General features: G+C 48.3%; 15 protein-coding genes. 4 read left to right on the plus strand and 11 right to left on the minus strand.

Going from position 1 to position 18,172, the window contains the following annotated elements:
* Positions 1-151: 151 nt before the first annotated feature.
* The 9 genes from alaS to cysP form a co-directional block, all read right to left on the minus strand.
* Positions 152-2,734, minus strand: coding sequence for an alanine--tRNA ligase (gene alaS / locus VOA_RS15720; protein ID WP_000481027.1), 2,583 nt, complete (start codon positions 2,732-2,734; stop codon positions 152-154).
* A 173-nt stretch (positions 2,735-2,907) separates the two neighbouring features.
* Entirely contained in the window at positions 2,908-3,366 is a 459-nt protein-coding gene (gene recX / locus VOA_RS15715) for a recombination regulator RecX (RefSeq protein ID WP_000050884.1), read from the minus strand.
* Between the two features lie 128 nt (positions 3,367-3,494).
* Positions 3,495-4,559: a recombinase RecA gene (gene recA, locus VOA_RS15710; protein WP_000344158.1), complete on the minus strand. Its 1,065-nt coding sequence runs from the start codon at positions 4,557-4,559 to the stop codon at positions 3,495-3,497.
* A gap of 133 nt (positions 4,560-4,692) precedes the next feature.
* Positions 4,693-5,199, minus strand: coding sequence for a nicotinamide-nucleotide amidase (pncC, locus tag VOA_RS0117210; RefSeq protein WP_032468140.1), 507 nt, complete (start codon positions 5,197-5,199; stop codon positions 4,693-4,695).
* 62 nt (positions 5,200-5,261) lie between these two features.
* Complete coding sequence (locus VOA_RS15705; RefSeq protein ID WP_000057898.1) at positions 5,262-6,113, minus strand: bile acid:sodium symporter family protein; 852 nt, start codon at positions 6,111-6,113, stop codon at positions 5,262-5,264.
* A 133-nt stretch (positions 6,114-6,246) separates the two neighbouring features.
* On the minus strand, positions 6,247-7,377 hold the full coding sequence (locus VOA_RS15700) for a sulfate/molybdate ABC transporter ATP-binding protein (protein ID WP_000027775.1): 1,131 nt from the start codon (positions 7,375-7,377) through the stop codon (positions 6,247-6,249).
* Positions 7,374-8,237: a sulfate ABC transporter permease subunit CysW gene (cysW, locus tag VOA_RS15695; protein WP_000951359.1), complete on the minus strand. Its 864-nt coding sequence runs from the start codon at positions 8,235-8,237 to the stop codon at positions 7,374-7,376. The genes VOA_RS15700 and cysW overlap by 4 nt, the downstream gene beginning before the upstream one ends.
* Positions 8,238-8,248: 11 nt before the next feature.
* Positions 8,249-9,100 carry a sulfate/thiosulfate ABC transporter permease CysT gene (gene cysT, locus VOA_RS15690; protein WP_000531809.1) on the minus strand — a complete coding sequence of 284 codons (852 nt, stop codon included), beginning with the start codon at positions 9,098-9,100 and terminating at the stop codon, positions 8,249-8,251.
* A gap of 75 nt (positions 9,101-9,175) precedes the next feature.
* Positions 9,176-10,177, minus strand: coding sequence for a thiosulfate ABC transporter substrate-binding protein CysP (cysP, locus tag VOA_RS15685; protein ID WP_001079841.1), 1,002 nt, complete (start codon positions 10,175-10,177; stop codon positions 9,176-9,178).
* A gap of 251 nt (positions 10,178-10,428) precedes the next feature.
* Here cysP and cysM point away from each other — a divergent pair, with 251 nt between their 5' ends.
* Positions 10,429-11,316 (plus strand): cysteine synthase CysM, encoded by an 888-nt coding sequence (gene cysM, locus VOA_RS15680; RefSeq protein WP_001279368.1) that lies wholly within the window; start codon positions 10,429-10,431, stop codon positions 11,314-11,316.
* Between the two features lie 267 nt (positions 11,317-11,583).
* Positions 11,584-14,172 carry a DNA mismatch repair protein MutS gene (gene mutS, locus VOA_RS15675; protein ID WP_032468144.1) on the plus strand — a complete coding sequence of 863 codons (2,589 nt, stop codon included), beginning with the start codon at positions 11,584-11,586 and terminating at the stop codon, positions 14,170-14,172.
* Positions 14,173-14,236: 64 nt separating this feature from the next.
* On the opposite strand, the gene VOA_RS20330 is transcribed toward mutS, so the two are convergent.
* Both VOA_RS20330 and VOA_RS15670 read right to left on the minus strand, forming a co-directional pair.
* Positions 14,237-14,371, minus strand: a complete 135-nt coding sequence (locus VOA_RS20330) for a hypothetical protein (protein WP_009355741.1) — start codon at positions 14,369-14,371, stop codon at positions 14,237-14,239.
* Positions 14,371-15,555: an FMN-binding protein gene (locus tag VOA_RS15670; RefSeq protein WP_009355742.1), complete on the minus strand. Its 1,185-nt coding sequence runs from the start codon at positions 15,553-15,555 to the stop codon at positions 14,371-14,373. The genes VOA_RS20330 and VOA_RS15670 overlap by 1 nt, the downstream gene beginning before the upstream one ends.
* 212 nt (positions 15,556-15,767) lie before the next feature.
* Between VOA_RS15670 and VOA_RS15665 the strand changes: the two genes are divergently transcribed.
* Positions 15,768-16,670: a LysR family transcriptional regulator gene (locus VOA_RS15665; protein ID WP_156794448.1), complete on the plus strand. Its 903-nt coding sequence runs from the start codon at positions 15,768-15,770 to the stop codon at positions 16,668-16,670.
* 87 nt (positions 16,671-16,757) lie between these two features.
* Entirely contained in the window at positions 16,758-18,170 is a 1,413-nt protein-coding gene (locus tag VOA_RS15660) for a reductive dehalogenase (protein ID WP_001003268.1), read from the plus strand.
* Positions 18,171-18,172 lie beyond the last annotated feature (2 nt).

The raw sequence follows: 18,172 nt of genomic DNA on the forward strand, positions 1-18,172 counted from the left end.
ATTCTTGTCGGACAACATTTGATCGTTACTAAAAGAAAACCAAGCAGCTAATTGGCTTCGTCTATTTCTACGCCAATTAAACCACTTGGTTTGCTCGATAAAATTATGCTCAATCAAAAAATATTGATTGAGCATAAAGCATTTATCGCAGTTATAGACGCTCAGCAATCCAAGCGTCAACAGACTCTAAAGCCGATGGCAGAGCTTGAGCATCTGTCCCTCCAGCTTGAGCCATATCAGGGCGACCACCGCCTTTACCACCGACTTGCAAGGCAACCATGTTCACCAATTCACCAGCTTTGACTTTACTGGTTAAATCGTTGGTCACGCCAGCGATCAAGCCCACTTTGCCATCCGCCACGTTGCCTAGCATGATGATGCCGCTGCCAAGTTGATTTTTCAGATCGTCCACCATGCCACGCAGTGCTTTGTTGTCAGCGCCATTCAACCCTGCAACCAACACATTCACACCGGCGATCTGCTTAACTTGATTGATAAGACCAGCGCTCTCTTTGGCCGCCAGTTTATCTTTCAGTTGCTGAATTTCTTTCTCTAACAGTTTGGCTTTAGCTGCCATCTCAACAACTTTTGCATCATGCTGTGCTTGCTGCGCTTCGATATAATCAAGCGCACCTTCACCAGTCACCGCTTCAATACGGCGAATACCGGCTGCAATACCACCCTCAGAGATGATTTTGAACAGGCCAATGTCTCCCGTGTTGCTCGCGTGGATACCGCCACACAGCTCAGTTGAGAAATCGCCGATTGAGAGCACACGAACTTGGTCGTCATATTTCTCACCAAACAGCGCCATCGCACCTTTCGCTTTCGCTTCATCAATGTTCATGATGTTGGTTTCGATGTGATGATTACGACGAATTTCTTGGTTCACTAAACGTTCCACTTCTTTGATCTCTGCAGCGGTCATCGCTTCCAGATGTGAGAAGTCAAAACGCAGTGTTTCAGCACGAACCAGAGAGCCTTTCTGTGCAACGTGTTCACCTAGCACTTTACGGAGTGCTGCATGCAGCAAGTGAGTCGCAGAGTGGTTGAGTGAAATTGCGGCACGGCGCTGTTCATCGACAATCGCATCAACTTGATCGCCTTTGGCTAACACACCTTGTGCCAAAACACCGTGATGCGCAATTGCGTTACCCAACTTGTGCGTGTCTTCTACATGGAAAATACCCGCTTCGGTTTTGAGTACACCTGTATCGCCACATTGGCCACCAGACTCAGCATAAAATGGCGTGTTATCCAATACGATGATCGCTTTATCACCCGCTGAAAGAGCAGAAACTTCCGCGCCCTCAACGAACATTTCACGCACCACACTTTGACCACGGCTCGCCGTGTAACCGCAGAATTCGGTATTGGTTGCAGATTTGATCAGCGAGTTATAGTCAGTACCAAATTGGCCCGCTTCACGAGCACGCTGGCGTTGCTCTTCCATCGCTTTTTCAAAACCGGCCTCATCAATGCTAAAGCCACGTTCACGCGCAACATCATTGGTTAAATCTGCTGGGAAGCCGTAGGTATCATACAGTTTAAATACAGTTTCACCGTCTAGCACTTGGCCCGACAGTTGATCCAGCGCGTCATTTAGAATGCTCATGCCGCGATCAAGAGTACGACCAAAATTCTCTTCTTCGATGCGAAGGACTTTTTCAACCAGAGCTTGCTGCTTTTTCAGCTCAGCACCCGCTGTACCCATCACTTCCGCTAGCGGTCCTACCAGCTTGTGGAAGAACGCACCTTGCGCACCAAGCTTGTTGCCATGACGAACTGCACGACGAATGATACGGCGCAGTACATAGCCACGACCTTCATTCGACGGCATCACGCCATCAACGATCAAAAATGCGCAAGAACGAATGTGGTCAGCCACAACACGCAGTGATTGATTGGTCAAGTCTTGGTAACCAATCGCTTCCGCTGCCGCTTTGATCAGAGTCTGGAATACATCGATTTCGTAGTTTGAGTGCACGCCTTGCATGATCGCAGAGATACGCTCAATACCCATGCCCGTATCTACAGACGGCTTAGGTAATGGCTCCATCGTGCCATCCGCATGACGGTTGAACTGCATGAAAACGTTGTTCCAAATCTCGATGAAACGATCGCCATCTTCTTCAGGCGAGCCTGGAGGTCCACCCCAAATGTGGTCGCCGTGGTCATAGAAGATTTCGGTACATGGGCCGCAAGGGCCGGTGTCACCCATCTGCCAGAAGTTGTCAGAATCAAACTTCTTGCCACCTTTTTTATCGCCGATACGAATAATGCGGTCAGCAGGAATGCCGACTTTTTTATTCCAAATATCAAAGGCTTCATCATCGGTTTCATAAACCGTGACCAACAAGCGCTCTTTCGGCAGTTGCAAAACGTCAGTCAGAAACTCCCATGCATACTGGATCGCATCTTCTTTGAAATAGTCACCGAAGCTGAAGTTACCCAGCATTTCGAAGAAAGTGTGGTGACGCGCGGTGAAACCGACGTTTTCTAGGTCGTTGTGCTTACCGCCTGCGCGGACACAACGTTGAGCTGTGGTAGCGCGAGTGTAGGCGCGCTTTTCCAAGCCCAAGAAACAGTCTTTAAATTGGTTCATCCCTGCGTTGGTAAACAGCAGGGTCGGATCGTTAGCAGGCACCAGAGAAGAACTTTCTACAATTTGGTGACCTTTGCTTTCAAAGAATGAGAGGAACGCGCGGCGCACCTCGTCCGTGCTCATAAACATGCAGCTCTTCCTGAAATACTCAAGTTAGAATTTTGCGCTATTGTAAAGCAAGGATAACAGTTCGCCTAGTTTCTTCTCTTTAACAAACTGAATGTGTGTTGAGCGACAACTCAACCCAAATGAATAAAATCTAGATCGGGATTAACAAAGGGAATGCAGAGGGGGGAAAGCGATTACTGCTCGCTCTCACTGGCTTGAAGTGCGTATCGTATTTGGTCAAAGTTGAAGCCACGGTACTGCAAATAACGAACTTGCTTGGCGTATTGTGAGCGTTCGAAGCTTATCCCGGCTTTGAATTTCTTGTTTGCCACTTCTTTTGCTAGCTCAAACCAATCGATCGTTTGTTCTGCGAGCACTTGTTCAATCACCGCTTCCGCCACTCGTTTCTCTTTGAGTTGTTGGCGCAAACGCTGCTCACCATACCCTTTATGCACCATTTGCCGCGCTTGACTTGCGGTGTAGCGAACATCACTTAAATACCCTAACTCTAAACAATATTTCACCACTTCATCCACGATCTCATGGACATGCCCTTTAAGCGTTAGCTTTTGGTGTAACTCATACTCGCTATGATCACGGCGGCTAAGCAGTTGCAGAGCGCTTTGTCGGCAAGCCGTTAAGTCGAGACTCATGGAATTCTCCTGTTAGGCTAACGGTGAGTTTTGATTCACTAAATTGGCAGCCAAAAAGAAGCCCTGCATTGCAGGGCTTCATAAAATCGATACTTAGACGCTGAAACTCTCTGAGTCCAGCCAGTCGATTAAAACTCTTCTGGTACTGCGCCAAATTCGACATCATCAGCGGCAGAAGCCGTTTCACCAGTCAGTTGCATGTTCTCTGGGTTAAGCAGCATTTCACGCAGTTTTTTGTCTAACGTTTTAGCAATTTCTGTATTTTCTTTCAGGTACTTGCACGCATTCGCTTTGCCTTGGCCGATTTTATCGCCGTTATAGCTATACCAAGCACCTGATTTTTCAACCATTTTATGCTTCACACCAAGATCGATTAGCTCGCCTTCGCGGTTGAAACCTTGGCCATACATAATTTGAGTGTTGGCTTCTTTAAACGGTGCCGCAATCTTGTTCTTCACTACCTTGATGCGAGTTTCGTTACCCACCACTTCTTCGCCTTCTTTGATTGCGCCAGTACGACGAATATCAAGACGGACAGAAGCGTAGAATTTCAGTGCGTTACCGCCAGTGGTCGTTTCTGGGTTACCAAACATCACACCAATCTTCATACGAATTTGGTTGATGAAGATACACATACAGTTGGATTGCTTGAGGTTACCCGTCAGTTTACGCATTGCTTGCGACAACATACGCGCTTGCAGACCCATGTGGCTATCGCCCATTTCGCCTTCAATTTCCGCTTTTGGTGTCAAAGCCGCTACTGAGTCAACCACGATGACGTCAACCGCACCAGAGCGAGCCAGAGCATCACAGATTTCCAATGCTTGTTCACCCGTATCAGGTTGAGATACCAGTAGCTCATCGATATTCACGCCCAGTTTCTTGGCATAAACCGGATCCAACGCGTGCTCGGCATCGATAAACGCACAGGTTTTACCTTCACGTTGCGCAGCAGCAATCAGTTCCAGAGTCAGTGTTGTTTTACCCGAAGATTCAGGGCCGAAGATCTCAACGATACGCCCCATTGGCAGACCACCTGCACCCAACGCAATATCCAGAGACAGAGAACCGGTCGAGATAGTTTCTACGTCCATCGCGCGGTTGTCGCCTAGGCGCATGATGGAACCTTTACCAAATTGCTTTTCAATTTGACCGAGGGCGGCCGCAAGTGCCTTCTGTTTATTCTCGTCCATTACTCTCTCCGGATAGTCACTCTCAGGTGATAGGTAATTGTGTCGAAATCGGGTCGACGCTGATTTGTCATGTTGGGGCTTATTATACTGTTGATTTGTACAGTGTCCACCCCTGTATAGAAAAAAGTTTGGCTCAGTTAACGTTTTGAGCGTCACGCAAAGTAAGGTGCTGGATTAGGCTTTGCAACACATGTTCGATGGCTTGCTGACGCACCTGTTCGCGATTACCTGTAAAGTGGCACGTTTCTATCTTGAGCCAACCTTGTACGCTAGCAAAACCAAAACAGACAGTGCCGACCGGCTTTTCTGAGCTACCACCACCGGGGCCAGCAATGCCGCTAATAGCTGCCGCCAGCGTAGCCCTTGAATGCAAGAGTGCACCAAGTGCCATCTCTTCAACGGTCGGTTCAGAAACTGCACCAAATTGTTGTAATGTTGCTTCTCGAACGCCGAGCATTTCTTGTTTGGCTTCATTACTGTAAGTCACAAAGCTGCGATCAAACCATGCAGAGCTTCCGGCCACTTCTGTCACCCAGTAAGCCACACCACCACCGGTGCAAGATTCCGCCGTGGTCAGGATCTGCTGCTGCTTGGCGAGTAAGAGTCCTAACTGTTGACTCATTAATAATGGTGTTCTCATGCTCAGTTTTCTCGTCTGTTTAGCATCACTAACGCGATTTTAGAATCAGCCCAAAAACACGCCTAGGCCTTCACTGTTTTTTGTTTATTCCATGTAATTAAAATGGCAGCAGGAAGGTTCATCAGCACACCATACAATAAAGGCGTTAATGCCAATTCCGGTTGCTGAAGTTGGACAATCGCCACAAAAATTGCCGTGCCCGCATTTTGTATCCCCACTTCTATTGCAAAAGTTTTGGTTAGCTTCGCATCACCAGAGAGAAGCTTAGCGCAAACCACCCCAAGCCCCATGCCTAACAGGCAAAGCAGCAGTACCATTAATGCGGCAATAGAAAATAGCTGTGTAAAAACGGCAGTATTCGCCGCCAGAGTCACGGCAACGGTAAAGAACAATGCCCACAACGCCGTTTTTCCAGCGAATGCCGAGAACTGGTGAAAGCGCTCACCTTTGCAAAAATGGTGTAACAACATACCCAACGTGACGGGCAACAGAGTCACGACCATCAGCTGTAAGATGGCGGTTTTTAAAGGAATAACCGTAGAAACATCCGTTAGCACCAGAGGTAATAGCAACGGCAAACTAAAAGGAATAATTAAGCTACTCACTGCCGTCATCGTGATCGAAAGTGCGGCATCCCCTCCCGCTAAATGGCTAATCGCATTTGATGATGCCCCACCCGGAGCCAAGGCTAAAATCCACAATCCAACAGCCACCACTTCTGGCAGAGCAAAAGTATGAATCAGCAGATAAGCGATAAGCGGTAACCCAACCAGCTGCGCAGTAAGCCCAAGGGCAATTTTGCCTGGGTATTCACTCACCCGTTTGAAATCTGCCACTGACAAGGTAATACCGACACAAAACATCATCCAAGCGAGCGCGATAGGAAGCCCAATCGTTAACATTAATTGCGCCATACTTTCCCCCTTCAGGTTTGCTTTTTCACAAAATTTGCATGTTATTGGGTAAAAAACATCAGCAAAGCTACCGGATTGAGAAGGAATTGCAATCCTCATAAAAACAAAGAGTGCCTTTGGGCACTCCTCTCAATCAGATTTCAAACATCAAGCTACCCGGAGCCAAGAATGGCCAGCGTAGGACGCTCGGGCTACTTTGCCCTTCACTGGCAAAGAAATAGCCCACTTGCGGTGTGGCGAAGACTTGATCGCCGCGATTCAAGCGTTTTTCGCTTAAAGAGCGATGTGAAAGTTTTGCTTCCCACAGCTCTTGGCTTTGCCAACCGACAGGCGCTAACTCAACGCGCACTTCTGCCCCAACTGGGTTAATGGAGACCACTTCAAACGGCAATGAGGCTTGGCTGTTCTCTTTATCCGACAGCGCCAACTCATGGCTGCGCACATAGAGCAAACCACTTTGACGCGTCGCGTCACTCTCTGGTGGCTGAATAAAGGCAGAGCCATTGACCCACTGGCCATTTTGCCACTCGCCTGCAAACTGATTAACGTTCCCAAAGAAGTCAAACACAAAGCGGCTATTGGGCTGAGCATACAGCTCAACGGGTGAATCAATCTGCTCAATGCGGCCATTGCTCATCACCACCACGCGATCGGAAAGCTCTAAGGCTTCATCCTGATCGTGAGTCACAAACACGCTGGTAAAGCCTAACTCATCATGCAGACTGCGCAGCCAGCGGCGCAACTCTTTACGCACTTTGGCATCCAAAGCGCCAAACGGTTCATCCAACAGTAGCACTTCAGGTTGGGTTGCCAATGCGCGAGCCAGCGCAATACGCTGCTTTTGGCCACCAGAAAGCTGCTCTGGATAACGATGCGCCAAATGACCAAGTTGTACGATTTCAAGCAGTTGCTTCACGCGCTTTTGAATTTCCGCCGGATTTGGACGCTTAGCACGCTCCATCACCTGCAAGCCAAACGCTACGTTATCGGCCACGGTCATATGACGAAACAGCGCATAGTTTTGAAACACAAAACCGACTCGGCGATCGCGCACATGCACGTTGGTTACGTCACGATTTCGAAAATGAATCGTACCAGAATCCGCCCCTTCCAAACCGGCAATAATGCGCAGTAACGTGGTTTTGCCGGAGCCAGATGGCCCCAACAAACCAATCATTTCACCATCTTCAATCTTGAGAGAAAGCGGGGCAAGCGCCTGAAACTGGCCAAAATGTTTAGAAATATTATCTAGACGAATGCTCATAAGGTTCCCTGCTCATTATGCTCGACCGCCTGAAGACGTTCTTGACGCCACTCGACCAAAGCTTTCAGTAATAGTGTTAATAGGGCGATAAATGCCAGTAGCGAAGCGCTAGCAAAGGCAGCTTGCGATTGATAATCCTCGTACAGAAGCTGTACATGCAAAGGCAAGGTATTGGTTTCACCACGAATATTCCCTGAAACCACCGCTACCGCGCCAAACTCTCCCACCGCGCGAGCATTGGTGAGGATCACACCATAAATCAGCGCCCACTTAATGTTAGGCAGAGTGACTCGGCGAAACAGTTGCCACCATGATGCGCCTAAAATCACCGCGGCTTCTTCATCCGAACGTCCTTGTTGCTGCATAAGTGGAATTAGCTCACGCGCCACAAACGGACAGGTCACAAACACGGTCACAAGTACAATGCCCGGCCAAGCAAACATGATTTGCAGATCGCGCTCATACAACCATTCGCCCAACCAGCCACTGGTGCCATAGAGCAGCAGGTAAAGTAGACCCGCCACCACCGGAGAAACAGCGAACGGAATATCAATCAAGGTGATCAAAAACTTGCGACCAACAAATTCAAAGCGGGTCACTAGCCAAGAGAGCAGCACACCAAACACCAGATTGATTGGCACTGTCAGTAGCGCCACCACCAGCGTTAACCCAATCGCGTGGCGCGTATCGGGGTCATTAAAGTAACTAAAATAAGCGCCAATGCCGTTGGCAAACGCTTGTTGGAAAATGCTCAGCAGTGGGATCAGCAGCAGCACGGCCACCAATAGCAGAGCCAATGCGATCAAACTCCATTTCACCCACGGCTTTTCACCGACACGTAAAGGCTGAGAATGTGCCATACACTGATTCCTTATCGTCCGTGAATGCGACGCAGATAAGCGCCTTGCCAGAGGTTAATCATCAGCAGTAACAAAAGTGAGGTCAGCAGCACAACCGAGGCAATGGCACTCGCCGCTGGGAAATCAAACTCTTGCAGACGTACGAAGATCATTAACGAGGTAATTTCGCTGATGTAAGGCATGTTGCCTGCAATAAAGATCACCGCTCCGAACTCCCCTAAACTGCGCGTAAAAGACAACGCCGTTCCGACCAATAAAGCGGGTTTGAGTGAAGGAAGAATCACTTTCCAAAATACAGCAGCGTCCGATGCACCCAACGTCATGCCTGCTTCTTCTTCCTCACGGGAAATTTCTTCTAACACAGGCTGAACCGTGCGCACCACAAACGGAATGCTGGTAAAAGCCATCGCCACAATAATCCCGAGGGGCGTATAAGCGACCTTGATGCCCAACTCGGCAAGTACGCTACCAATCCAGCCGTTGGCCGAATACAGTGTTGCCAAGGTAATCCCAGCCACCGCGGTGGGCAGCGCAAAAGGAAGATCGACCAGCGCATCAAGAATGCGTTTGCCAGGAAAAGTGTAACGCACCAACACCCAAGCAAGCAGCAAACCAAACAAACCATTAAACAGTGAAGCAATCAAGGCCGAGCCAACCGTCACTTTATAACTTGCCACCACACGAGGGTCGGCAATCACTTGCCAATACTCGCTAAAGGTCATGTTGCTGGTCTGCATGATAAGCCCAGTGGCAGGCAGCAGCAGGATCAAGCTGACAAACAGCAAAGAGACACCGAGGCTCAACGCAAAACCGGGTAAAACCCGTTGCTGGCGCGGGCGAGAGTGTGCAAGCGTTTGACCCATAAAACCTCTTTAGATACATCAGGGAGAAATTAAGGTTGCCCATCCATTGGCAACCGAGCGAAATTCAAGACAAGATTAGCGGCGCAGCAGTTGATCCAATTTAGCCCCATTGGCGAACTGGGTTTTCATCGCTTGTTCCCAGCCACCAGCAATCCCTTCTACGGTCAGCAACTCAACAGTAGGGAAACGCTCAGCAAATTCAGCTTGCACCTTGGCATCGTGCACTCGGTAGTTGAACTGAGCTAACAGGCGTTGTGCTGGTTCACTGTACAGGTATGAAACGTATTCGTTTGCCACCTCTGTCGTACCATTACGTTTTGCCACTTTCTCGACGACCGCGACTGGGAATTCAGCCAAAATCGAGGTTTTCGGCACTACGACTTGGTAATCATCCGCACCGTATTGCTGACGAATGTTATTCACTTCCGATTCAAAGGTGATCAGCACATCGCCAATTCCACGCTCAACGAATGATGTGGTTGCACCACGGCCGCCAGTATCAAATACCGCGACGTTAGCCAAAAACTTCTTCAAAAACTCATCTTGCTGCACTTGGTTATCCTGACCAAATTGTTTTTGTGCAAAGCCTAGCGCTGCCAAGTAGGTGTAACGCGCATTACCTGAGGTTTTCGGGTTCGGGAACACACTTTTCACGTCATCACGTACCAAATCACTCCAATCTTGGATGTTCTTTGGGTTGCCTTTGCGCACCAAAAACGCCGTGGTGGAGTAATAAGGCGAGCTACCATTTGGCAACAAAGTTTGCCAGTTTTCTGGGAGCAATTTGCCTTTGTCGTGCAGAATTTGCACATCGGTCACTTGGTTAAATGTCACCACATCTGCCGCTAGGCCTTGCAGAATAGAACGCGCTTGAGCCGATGATCCAGCGTGCGACTGTTTAATTTCGACCGTCTTACCTGTTTTTTGTTGCCAATGCTCAGCAAACACTGGGTTGTAAGCCACAAACAGCTCACGTGAGATGTCATAAGATGAGTTGAGAAGAGTCTGATCAGCTGCTGAGGCTTGAAACGATCCAACTAGCAGTAACGCCGTTAATGTCGATTTAATTCGGTTCATGTTGTTCTACTCCAGAATCACTATGCCAAGATGGCTTCCTTGATGACGCTAGATTATGAGAGATTTCGTTTATAAAAAAGCACATTAATAGAACGTTTTGGAATAATTTCTAGCAATAAATTGTATGCCTTCGATAAAGTCATTCTTATACTGCTGACATGAAAATAACGCCGCTTGCAAAGAGTCGTCTTACGCTTGCGCCGTCAATCAACAGAAGCTCTATCGGTTGTCATTATTAGAAGGATCGCCCAGTGTCTGATTTCCCCACTCTTGAAGACTATGTTGGCCAAACCCCACTGGTACGCTTGCAGCGTTTAAACACTGGCAGTGCTACCGTATTGGTTAAGTTGGAAGGCAATAATCCAGCAGGTTCAGTGAAAGATCGCCCTGCCCTCAATATGATTGTGCAAGCCGAGGCACGCGGTACTTTACAGCCCGGCGATACCATCATCGAAGCAACCAGTGGCAATACTGGCATAGCGTTGGCTATGGCCGCCGCCATCAAAGGCTACAAGATGATTCTGATCATGCCCGATAACGCCACTCAAGAGCGCAAAGATTCGATGCGAGCGTATGGCGCTGAGCTGATTTTGGTTAGCAAAGAACAAGGGATGGAAGGCGCACGCGATTTAGCCTTACAGATGCAGCAAGAAGATAAAGGCAAGGTATTGGATCAATTCAATAACTTGGATAACCCTGACGCGCATTATCGTTCAACGGGACCGGAAATTTGGCAGCAAAGCCAAGGCAAGATCACCCATTTTGTTTCGAGCATGGGCACCACAGGCACCATCATGGGCGTGTCTCGCTACCTGAAACAGCAAAATCCGCAGATTCAGATCATCGGCTTACAACCCTCGGAAGGCAGTGCGATTCCTGGTATTCGCCGTTGGCCGCAAGCCTACCTACCCGGCATATTTGATGCTGCACGAGTCGATCAGGTACTGGACGTGACTCAAACTGACGCCGAACAGACCGCACGCGCCCTTGCTCGTGAAGAAGGGATTTGCGCCGGCGTCAGCTCTGGCGGAGCCGTGTTTGTCGCTTTGCAAATTGCCCAGCAAAATCCGGGATCCGTGGTGGTAGCAATTGTGTGCGATCGTGGCGATCGTTATCTATCCTCAGGATTATTTTCCTAACTGAGCCTTCCGACACTCGGCTTAAGTAGAGTGTCGAAACCTCTTTGACTTGGTATCCATATCACGCTCCCTACGCGCTTTTCGGTAAACCTCTTGCGGCGATGGTCTAATGCCCCGTAAGGTCTTCACCATCTAGAGAAAGAGCTCAATTGCCCCGCCCTAGTCAGGTTTGCTATGCTCTGTAACCGTTTTTAAGTGACCCATGCCCGCCTTGCGATGAAATGCCGCAAGGCCTGCGCAGATGATGATAAGCAGCGATATAAGATTATGATGAAATCGAACGCCTCACCAAGCGAGTCTCTTTCGCACCACACCCCGATGATGCAACAGTATTTAAGACTCAAGGCGGAAAACCCAGACATTCTGCTGTTTTATCGCATGGGTGATTTTTACGAACTGTTTTATGACGATGCGAAACGCGCCTCTGAACTGCTGGATATTTCCTTAACCAAACGCGGTGCATCGGCGGGTGAACCCATTCCGATGGCGGGTGTACCTTTCCATGCCGTAGAAGGTTATTTGGCGAAACTCGTCCAGATGGGAGAATCGGTCGCGATCTGCGAACAAATTGGCGACCCAGCCACCAGCAAAGGCCCCGTTGAGCGCAAAGTGGTGCGGATTGTGACACCGGGAACAGTGACCGATGAAGCCCTGCTTTCAGAGCGAGTCGATAACCTGATCGCGGCGATTTATCACCATAATGGCCACTTTGGCTACGCGACCATGGATATTACCTCCGGTCGCTTTCAGCTCAGTGAGCCGCAAACCGAAGAAGAGATGGCCGCCGAGCTGCAACGCACTTCGCCTCGTGAACTCTTGTTCCCTGAAGATTTCGCACCTGTGCATCTAATGGCCAATCGCCAAGGCAACCGCCGTCGACCAATTTGGGAATTTGAATTAGCTACCGCGAAACAGCAGCTCAATCAACAATTTAGTACTCGTGATTTAGTCGGTTTTGGCGTAGAGCAAGCACAATTAGGCTTATGCGCGGCAGGCTGTTTGATCCAATACGTCAAAGATACTCAGCGTACTGCTTTACCACACATTCGTTCACTGACTTGGGTTCGCCAAGATCAATCGGTGATTTTGGATGCCGCGACGCGGCGCAACCTTGAGCTCACTCATAACTTGGCGGGTGGAACAGATAACACGCTCGCTGATGTGCTCGATCATTGTGCTACACCAATGGGCAGTCGTATGCTCAAGCGTTGGGTCCACCAACCGATGCGCGATAACGCCACTCTCAACCAGCGTTTAGATGCGATCACTGAGCTCAAAGAAACCACTTTGTATGGAGAACTGCATCCCGTACTCAAACAGATTGGCGATATTGAACGGATCCTCGCCCGTCTAGCACTGCGCTCAGCGCGGCCGCGCGATTTAGCTCGCCTACGCCACGCCATGCAGCAGTTACCAGAATTACACTCTGTCATGAGCGAACTTGAGCAGCCTCACCTTACCGAGCTACGCACGCACGCCCAACCAATGGATGAATTGTGCGATTTACTCGAGCGCGCGATCAAAGAAAACCCACCCGTGGTGATCCGCGATGGTGGCGTGATCGCCGATGGTTACAGTACCGAACTTGATGAATGGCGCGATTTAGCCAACGGAGCAACCGAGTTTCTGGAGCGCTTGGAAGCCGAAGAGCGCGATCGCCACGGCATTGATACCCTGAAAGTGGGCTATAACAATGTGCATGGCTTTTACATTCAGGTTAGCCGTGGTCAGAGCCACCTTGTGCCGCCACATTATGTACGCCGTCAAACCTTAAAGAATGCCGAACGTTACATCATCGAAGAACTCAAGCAGCACGAGGATAAGGTACTCAACTCCAAATCTCGTGCTTTAGCAGTGGAAAAACAGTTATGGGAAGAGTTGTTCGATCTACTGTTGCCTCATCTTGAGCAATTACAACAACTGGCCGCTTCCATTGCCCAATTGGATGTACTGCAAAACCTCGCGGAACGCGCGGAAAGCTTGGAATACTGCCGCCCCACTTTGGTGAAAGAGGCTGGAATTCGTATTCTTGGCGGGCGTCACCCAGTGGTTGAGCAAGTGATGAATGAGCCGTTTATCGCCAACCCGATTGAGCTTAATCCACAGCGACGCATGCTGATCATCACCGGCCCGAACATGGGCGGTAAATCGACTTACATGCGCCAAACCGCATTGATTGCACTCATGGCGCATATCGGCAGCTATGTACCTGCAGAATCCGCGCAAATTGGTCCTTTGGATCGCATTTTTACCCGTATCGGTGCGTCCGATGATCTCGCCTCTGGCCGCTCGACCTTCATGGTGGAAATGACGGAAACCGCCAACATACTGCACAACGCCACCAGTCATAGCTTAGTATTAATGGATGAAATCGGCCGTGGCACCAGTACCTATGATGGTTTGTCGCTGGCTTGGGCCAGTGCGGAATGGTTAGCGCGTGAAATTGGTGCACTCACCCTCTTCGCGACTCACTACTTTGAACTGACAGAGCTACCCAACAGCTTGCCACATTTAGCCAATGTCCACCTTGATGCAGTAGAGCATGGCGACAGCATCGCCTTTATGCACGCAGTGCAAGAGGGTGCTGCGAGTAAATCGTATGGTTTAGCCGTAGCTGGACTGGCTGGCGTACCGAAGCCCGTGATTAAAAATGCGCGCGCCAAGTTACAGCAGCTTGAGCTATTAAGCTCACAACCTGCCGAGACTCGTAAGCCCAACCGAGTGGATATCGCCAACCAACTGAGCTTAATTCCGGAGCCAAGTGTTGTTGAACAAGCATTAGCGGAGCTCGATCCCGATGAACTCACGCCACGTCAGGCACTCGATGCGTTGTATCGTTTGAAAAAGATGCTGTAACCTTCGCGTTGCGCCAGCTCAATAGACCTCTCTCTATTTCATAATAGGTGAGAGGTCTTATCCATTAGCGCCAAAAATCAATACTGTTGTTACACCAAAACAGCACGATAACGACCAGTGTCAGCATATACAGCAAAGTCGCTACCAAGCCTGTTATTCCCATTTTTTTCTCGGTTCGTTTCGGCTGAGAAACCAACATTAAGACCTCCTGTGAATCCACTGTGACAATGTTTTTCTTATCGACTGCCGTTTAGCAACACTGTAATTAATCCCTCGCCCTAGCGGACAAAACAACCGGCACCAAAAATCTTTAACGAAAAAACTCCCAAACAGCGCCAGAGGTAAAATGTACCACTGCACTCCGACTCCATCCAATGAGAACAACATCGAGAATGGCTCATAGCCGCTAATCGCAGGGTTGCGTGAGAGGAATATCAAGACTAGGCTTACCCAAAGCAAAACATTAATAATATCTACTGCATTTCTCTTAACCAATTCAGGAATCGGCCAATTATTTCCGCTGATTTTATGCGCCCAACGTTGAATGTGATGGAATGGACAAAGGCTGTTGCAATAAAGGTTTTTTCCCATCAATACCACCCCAATCACTACAGTCGTTAAGATCAAATAGATCGCTAGGTTCAGTCTCGGATCCGGCCAGTACCCCAATAAAAATGAGGAGACAGAGGAAAGGGAGAGCGCCATGTTAGCCCAATAACCTATAACCAGAACGGAAAGCCCCCCTACAATCAGTAAATGATATTGATGCACGCCCCGTGGTAAACGCCGCTCAAAAAGCACTAGCAAAATCAATAGAACCACTAACAGATCCGATACTTCCCAAGCCCAAGTTATAGAGGCATTTTCTACTTGAAAGCCTTGGCTTGTAGCAAGCTCATGTGCCGCAAGCCGCACTGCATGTGTAATGCCAGAGCTAGTTAATGTAGCCCCGCTAATGCTATCGACATCCGAGTCGAATGAAAAACGCTCCGTGATTTTCTTGCCTTCTAAGCGCTCAAGAAAACGTTGATTCAGCACATTCACCACATATCCTGGGGTATCCACATGATCAACCAACTGCAAATTTCGTATGCGATCCTGACTATCGACACTGAATACGACACTCAGTGGACCACCATACCCTTGGGCTTGCGCGGCATAAATACGGCTGTGTTCTTTTCCTATCTTAATATCAAAGCCATGCTCTAATCTTGTAACCGGAGTAATTTGCGCCGATGGAAAATGTGCTTGCAGCTGCTCGGTGAAAGTTGCGCTATGTTGATAGCCTACCCACCAAGCGATAAGCAGAGTCAGCGGGGCCAAATAGCCAAGCCATCGCGTGGTCTTTTTCCTAAAAATACCTAATTGAGGTCTGTTCTTCATAACCCATACTGCCAATGAGGAAGGTAACGGTATTTTTGCACCAATTCTCGAATTCAGTTATCTGTGATAAAGGATAAGGGGTATCACAAATTTGCTATGTATAAATAGCAGGGTGACATAAACATCAACAAGATTGATGTTTATCAATGAAGCATCCCTATGTTCTTGTCACTGTGCGCCCTCCTGTATATCAACTAAGCTCCCCACAGCCTATGAAAATTGAAGATTTACATTTATTTGTACAAGTGGCTAATCAACTCAGTTTTACAGGAGCGGCCAACATTCTCGATCTGCCACAATCCACCGTCAGTAGAAAAATCAAGCAGATGGAAGAAACATTAGAGGTTCGATTATTTGAACGCACCAGTCGTGAAATCTTCCTAACCGAACCCGGCCGTCAGTTTTACGAACACAGTAGAACGATTATTCAAGAATTTGAGGATGCGAAATCCTTTCTCCGTGATTACAGCACCCAACCTAGCGGAGAAATTACTCTTTACTGCATGCCTTATTTCACTCGATTACTCGTGGCAGATTTTCTGCCTATTTTTATCAAAACTTTTCCGGAAATACGGATTACCTCGCGCTCTTTTGAACCAGCGTTAATGGAGCAAATTCAAGAGGGTGACCTTATTTTCTATCTATTTCCTCCTCGCGATCCTAATATGGTTTCGAGACGACTTTTTAGTGTGAGTCGGCGTTTTTATGCCTCACCAGAATACCTGTTAAAGCATGGGCATCCATCCCATCCCTGTGAATTAAAAAACCATAACTGCTTACGTTTTGATAATCGAGTTTCCCCTGTAGAAGAGTGGACTTACCTCGAAGAAAGGGAAGTGAAATCGGTTCCCATTCAAGGCAGTTTCACTTGTGATGCGGTGGATGCAACTATGGAACTTGCCTTAAAAGGAGCAGGGATATGTTGGATTCCCCAACCTATGGCGAACCGTGCCGTTCGAGAAGGCAAACTCGTTTGCCTGTTTGATGGAAAATACAGCTTCGATCAACCTTATTATGTTGTCTATCATTCGAAAAACTATGTGCCACGTAAAGTCAAAGTCTTTCTCGATATGCTGATTCAATACATTGAGCAGCGCCAAGACCTATTTAATTAACGCATTAGGGCTATAGCGTTTTTGCTCTGCTTTACTTTTCACCATCTGGTTAGACTCGAAGCATGATTCTGTGTTTTGGTAACCATAATGAACGAGAAACCTAACCATGTAGAGGATGCTCCTGAGAATACCGAGCGTCGTAAATTTTTTAAAATGAGTGCTATCGGAGCTGGTATTGCCGCAACCACTGGAGCTGGCGGTTTTATTGCGTATCGAGTCAACGGGATCCCACATGATAACTTTCCAGTAGAGATAGACCAAACCGTCCTGAAACCCTTTGATCAACGGAATATGGTATTCAGCTACATCATGTCACCTAAGCTACAAGCTCAATATCCCGCTCGTGATACGGTGTTTGCAGAAGCAATTGGTGATCCCTCTTTTCAATTCAAACAAATTGATGCCAGCTTACGAGCCCATGAAAAACCTAACCCAGCAATGTGGGATAACAATACATTAGGTTATCGCCAAATTGATTGGGCGTTAGGCACCGCCGCCAAAAACCCTCTCGATAAATTCCTTGGCCCAGCCAGTAAAATGGGGGTCCCGAACACAGGGGAACATCGTTGGGAGCAAATCAACCTTGCCCCTGAAAAATGGTCATTCCCAAGTAAAAAAGAAGCCTCCATCAACATCAAACGAGCAGCTTGCTTATTTGGCGCAGATCGAGTGGGTATTACGCATAACGATCCACGTTGGAACTACTCGCCAATCTACGATTGTTTGCAAGAAAAAACCTTTACGTGGGAGGAAGATTTTCCATTTCAGCCCAAAAGCGTCATCGTGCTCGCCTTTGAAATGGATTATGAAGCAATCCGTGCGGCACCTTCACCAGTTTCGGCAGGAGCCATCAACAACGAATATACCGAGATGTCTCTCGTTGCTGGACAATTAGCAGACTTCTTACGCCGACTAGGCTACCAAGCTGTCGCATCTGGTAACGATTTAGGTAATAACGTAGCCTATAGTATTGCCGCCGGACTTGGAGAAGGCGCGCGTAACGGAACACTGATTGTGCCTAACTTAGGTAGCCGTGTTCGTAGCGCCAAAGTGTATACCGATTTAGAATTTGTCGAATACGATCAACCTCGCTCGTTTGGCATTATGGAATTCTGCGAAAACTGCAAGCGTTGTGCAGAACAGTGTCCATCCAATGCCATCAGTATGGATGATAAGCCTTCAATGGCTCCCACCTACCAAGGAAGCGATAATCCCGACTACGCTTGGCACGGGCAGACCGGTATCCGCAAGTTCTATAACGATGCGAAAAAATGCATTAAATATTGGGGTGATAATGGCATTGGCTGCGCGATCTGTATTAAAGCCTGTCCCTGGAACAAGCCTGATTTCTGGCATCACCGTTTGATTGACGCTTCCAATACCGTCACTTCAGGCTTTGTGCATAAGCTGATGACAGAAGCCGATATTCTCTTTGGCTACGGAAATATGGAAGTCGATAAAGCCGTCGAAAAATTCTGGCTATCAGATAAGGAGAAATAAGC

Origin of the sequence: Vibrio sp. RC586 (assembly GCF_000176715.1) — a bacterium.
Classification (GTDB): domain Bacteria; phylum Pseudomonadota; class Gammaproteobacteria; order Enterobacterales; family Vibrionaceae; genus Vibrio.

Excerpts from the sequence above, each read along its gene's own strand:
- recX (WP_000050884.1), bottom strand. The coding sequence starts at position 3,366 with ATGAGTCTCGACTTAACGGCTTGCCGACAAAGCGCTCTGCAACTGCTT.
- cysP (WP_001079841.1), bottom strand. The coding sequence starts at position 10,177 with ATGAACCGAATTAAATCGACATTAACGGCGTTACTGCTAGTTGGATCG.
- VOA_RS20330 (WP_009355741.1), bottom strand. The coding sequence starts at position 14,371 with ATGTTGGTTTCTCAGCCGAAACGAACCGAGAAAAAAATGGGAATAACA.
- VOA_RS15700 (WP_000027775.1), bottom strand. The coding sequence starts at position 7,377 with ATGAGCATTCGTCTAGATAATATTTCTAAACATTTTGGCCAGTTTCAG.
- VOA_RS15670 (WP_009355742.1), bottom strand. The coding sequence starts at position 15,555 with ATGAAGAACAGACCTCAATTAGGTATTTTTAGGAAAAAGACCACGCGA.
- cysW (WP_000951359.1), bottom strand. The coding sequence starts at position 8,237 with ATGGCACATTCTCAGCCTTTACGTGTCGGTGAAAAGCCGTGGGTGAAA.
- recA (WP_000344158.1), bottom strand. The coding sequence starts at position 4,559 with ATGGACGAGAATAAACAGAAGGCACTTGCGGCCGCCCTCGGTCAAATT.
- cysT (WP_000531809.1), bottom strand. The coding sequence starts at position 9,100 with ATGGGTCAAACGCTTGCACACTCTCGCCCGCGCCAGCAACGGGTTTTA.
- alaS (WP_000481027.1), bottom strand. The coding sequence starts at position 2,734 with ATGTTTATGAGCACGGACGAGGTGCGCCGCGCGTTCCTCTCATTCTTT.
- mutS (WP_032468144.1), top strand. The coding sequence starts at position 11,584 with ATGATGAAATCGAACGCCTCACCAAGCGAGTCTCTTTCGCACCACACC.
- pncC (WP_032468140.1), bottom strand. The coding sequence starts at position 5,199 with ATGAGAACACCATTATTAATGAGTCAACAGTTAGGACTCTTACTCGCC.
- VOA_RS15705 (WP_000057898.1), bottom strand. The coding sequence starts at position 6,113 with ATGGCGCAATTAATGTTAACGATTGGGCTTCCTATCGCGCTCGCTTGG.
- VOA_RS15660 (WP_001003268.1), top strand. The coding sequence starts at position 16,758 with ATGAACGAGAAACCTAACCATGTAGAGGATGCTCCTGAGAATACCGAG.
- VOA_RS15665 (WP_156794448.1), top strand. The coding sequence starts at position 15,768 with ATGAAAATTGAAGATTTACATTTATTTGTACAAGTGGCTAATCAACTC.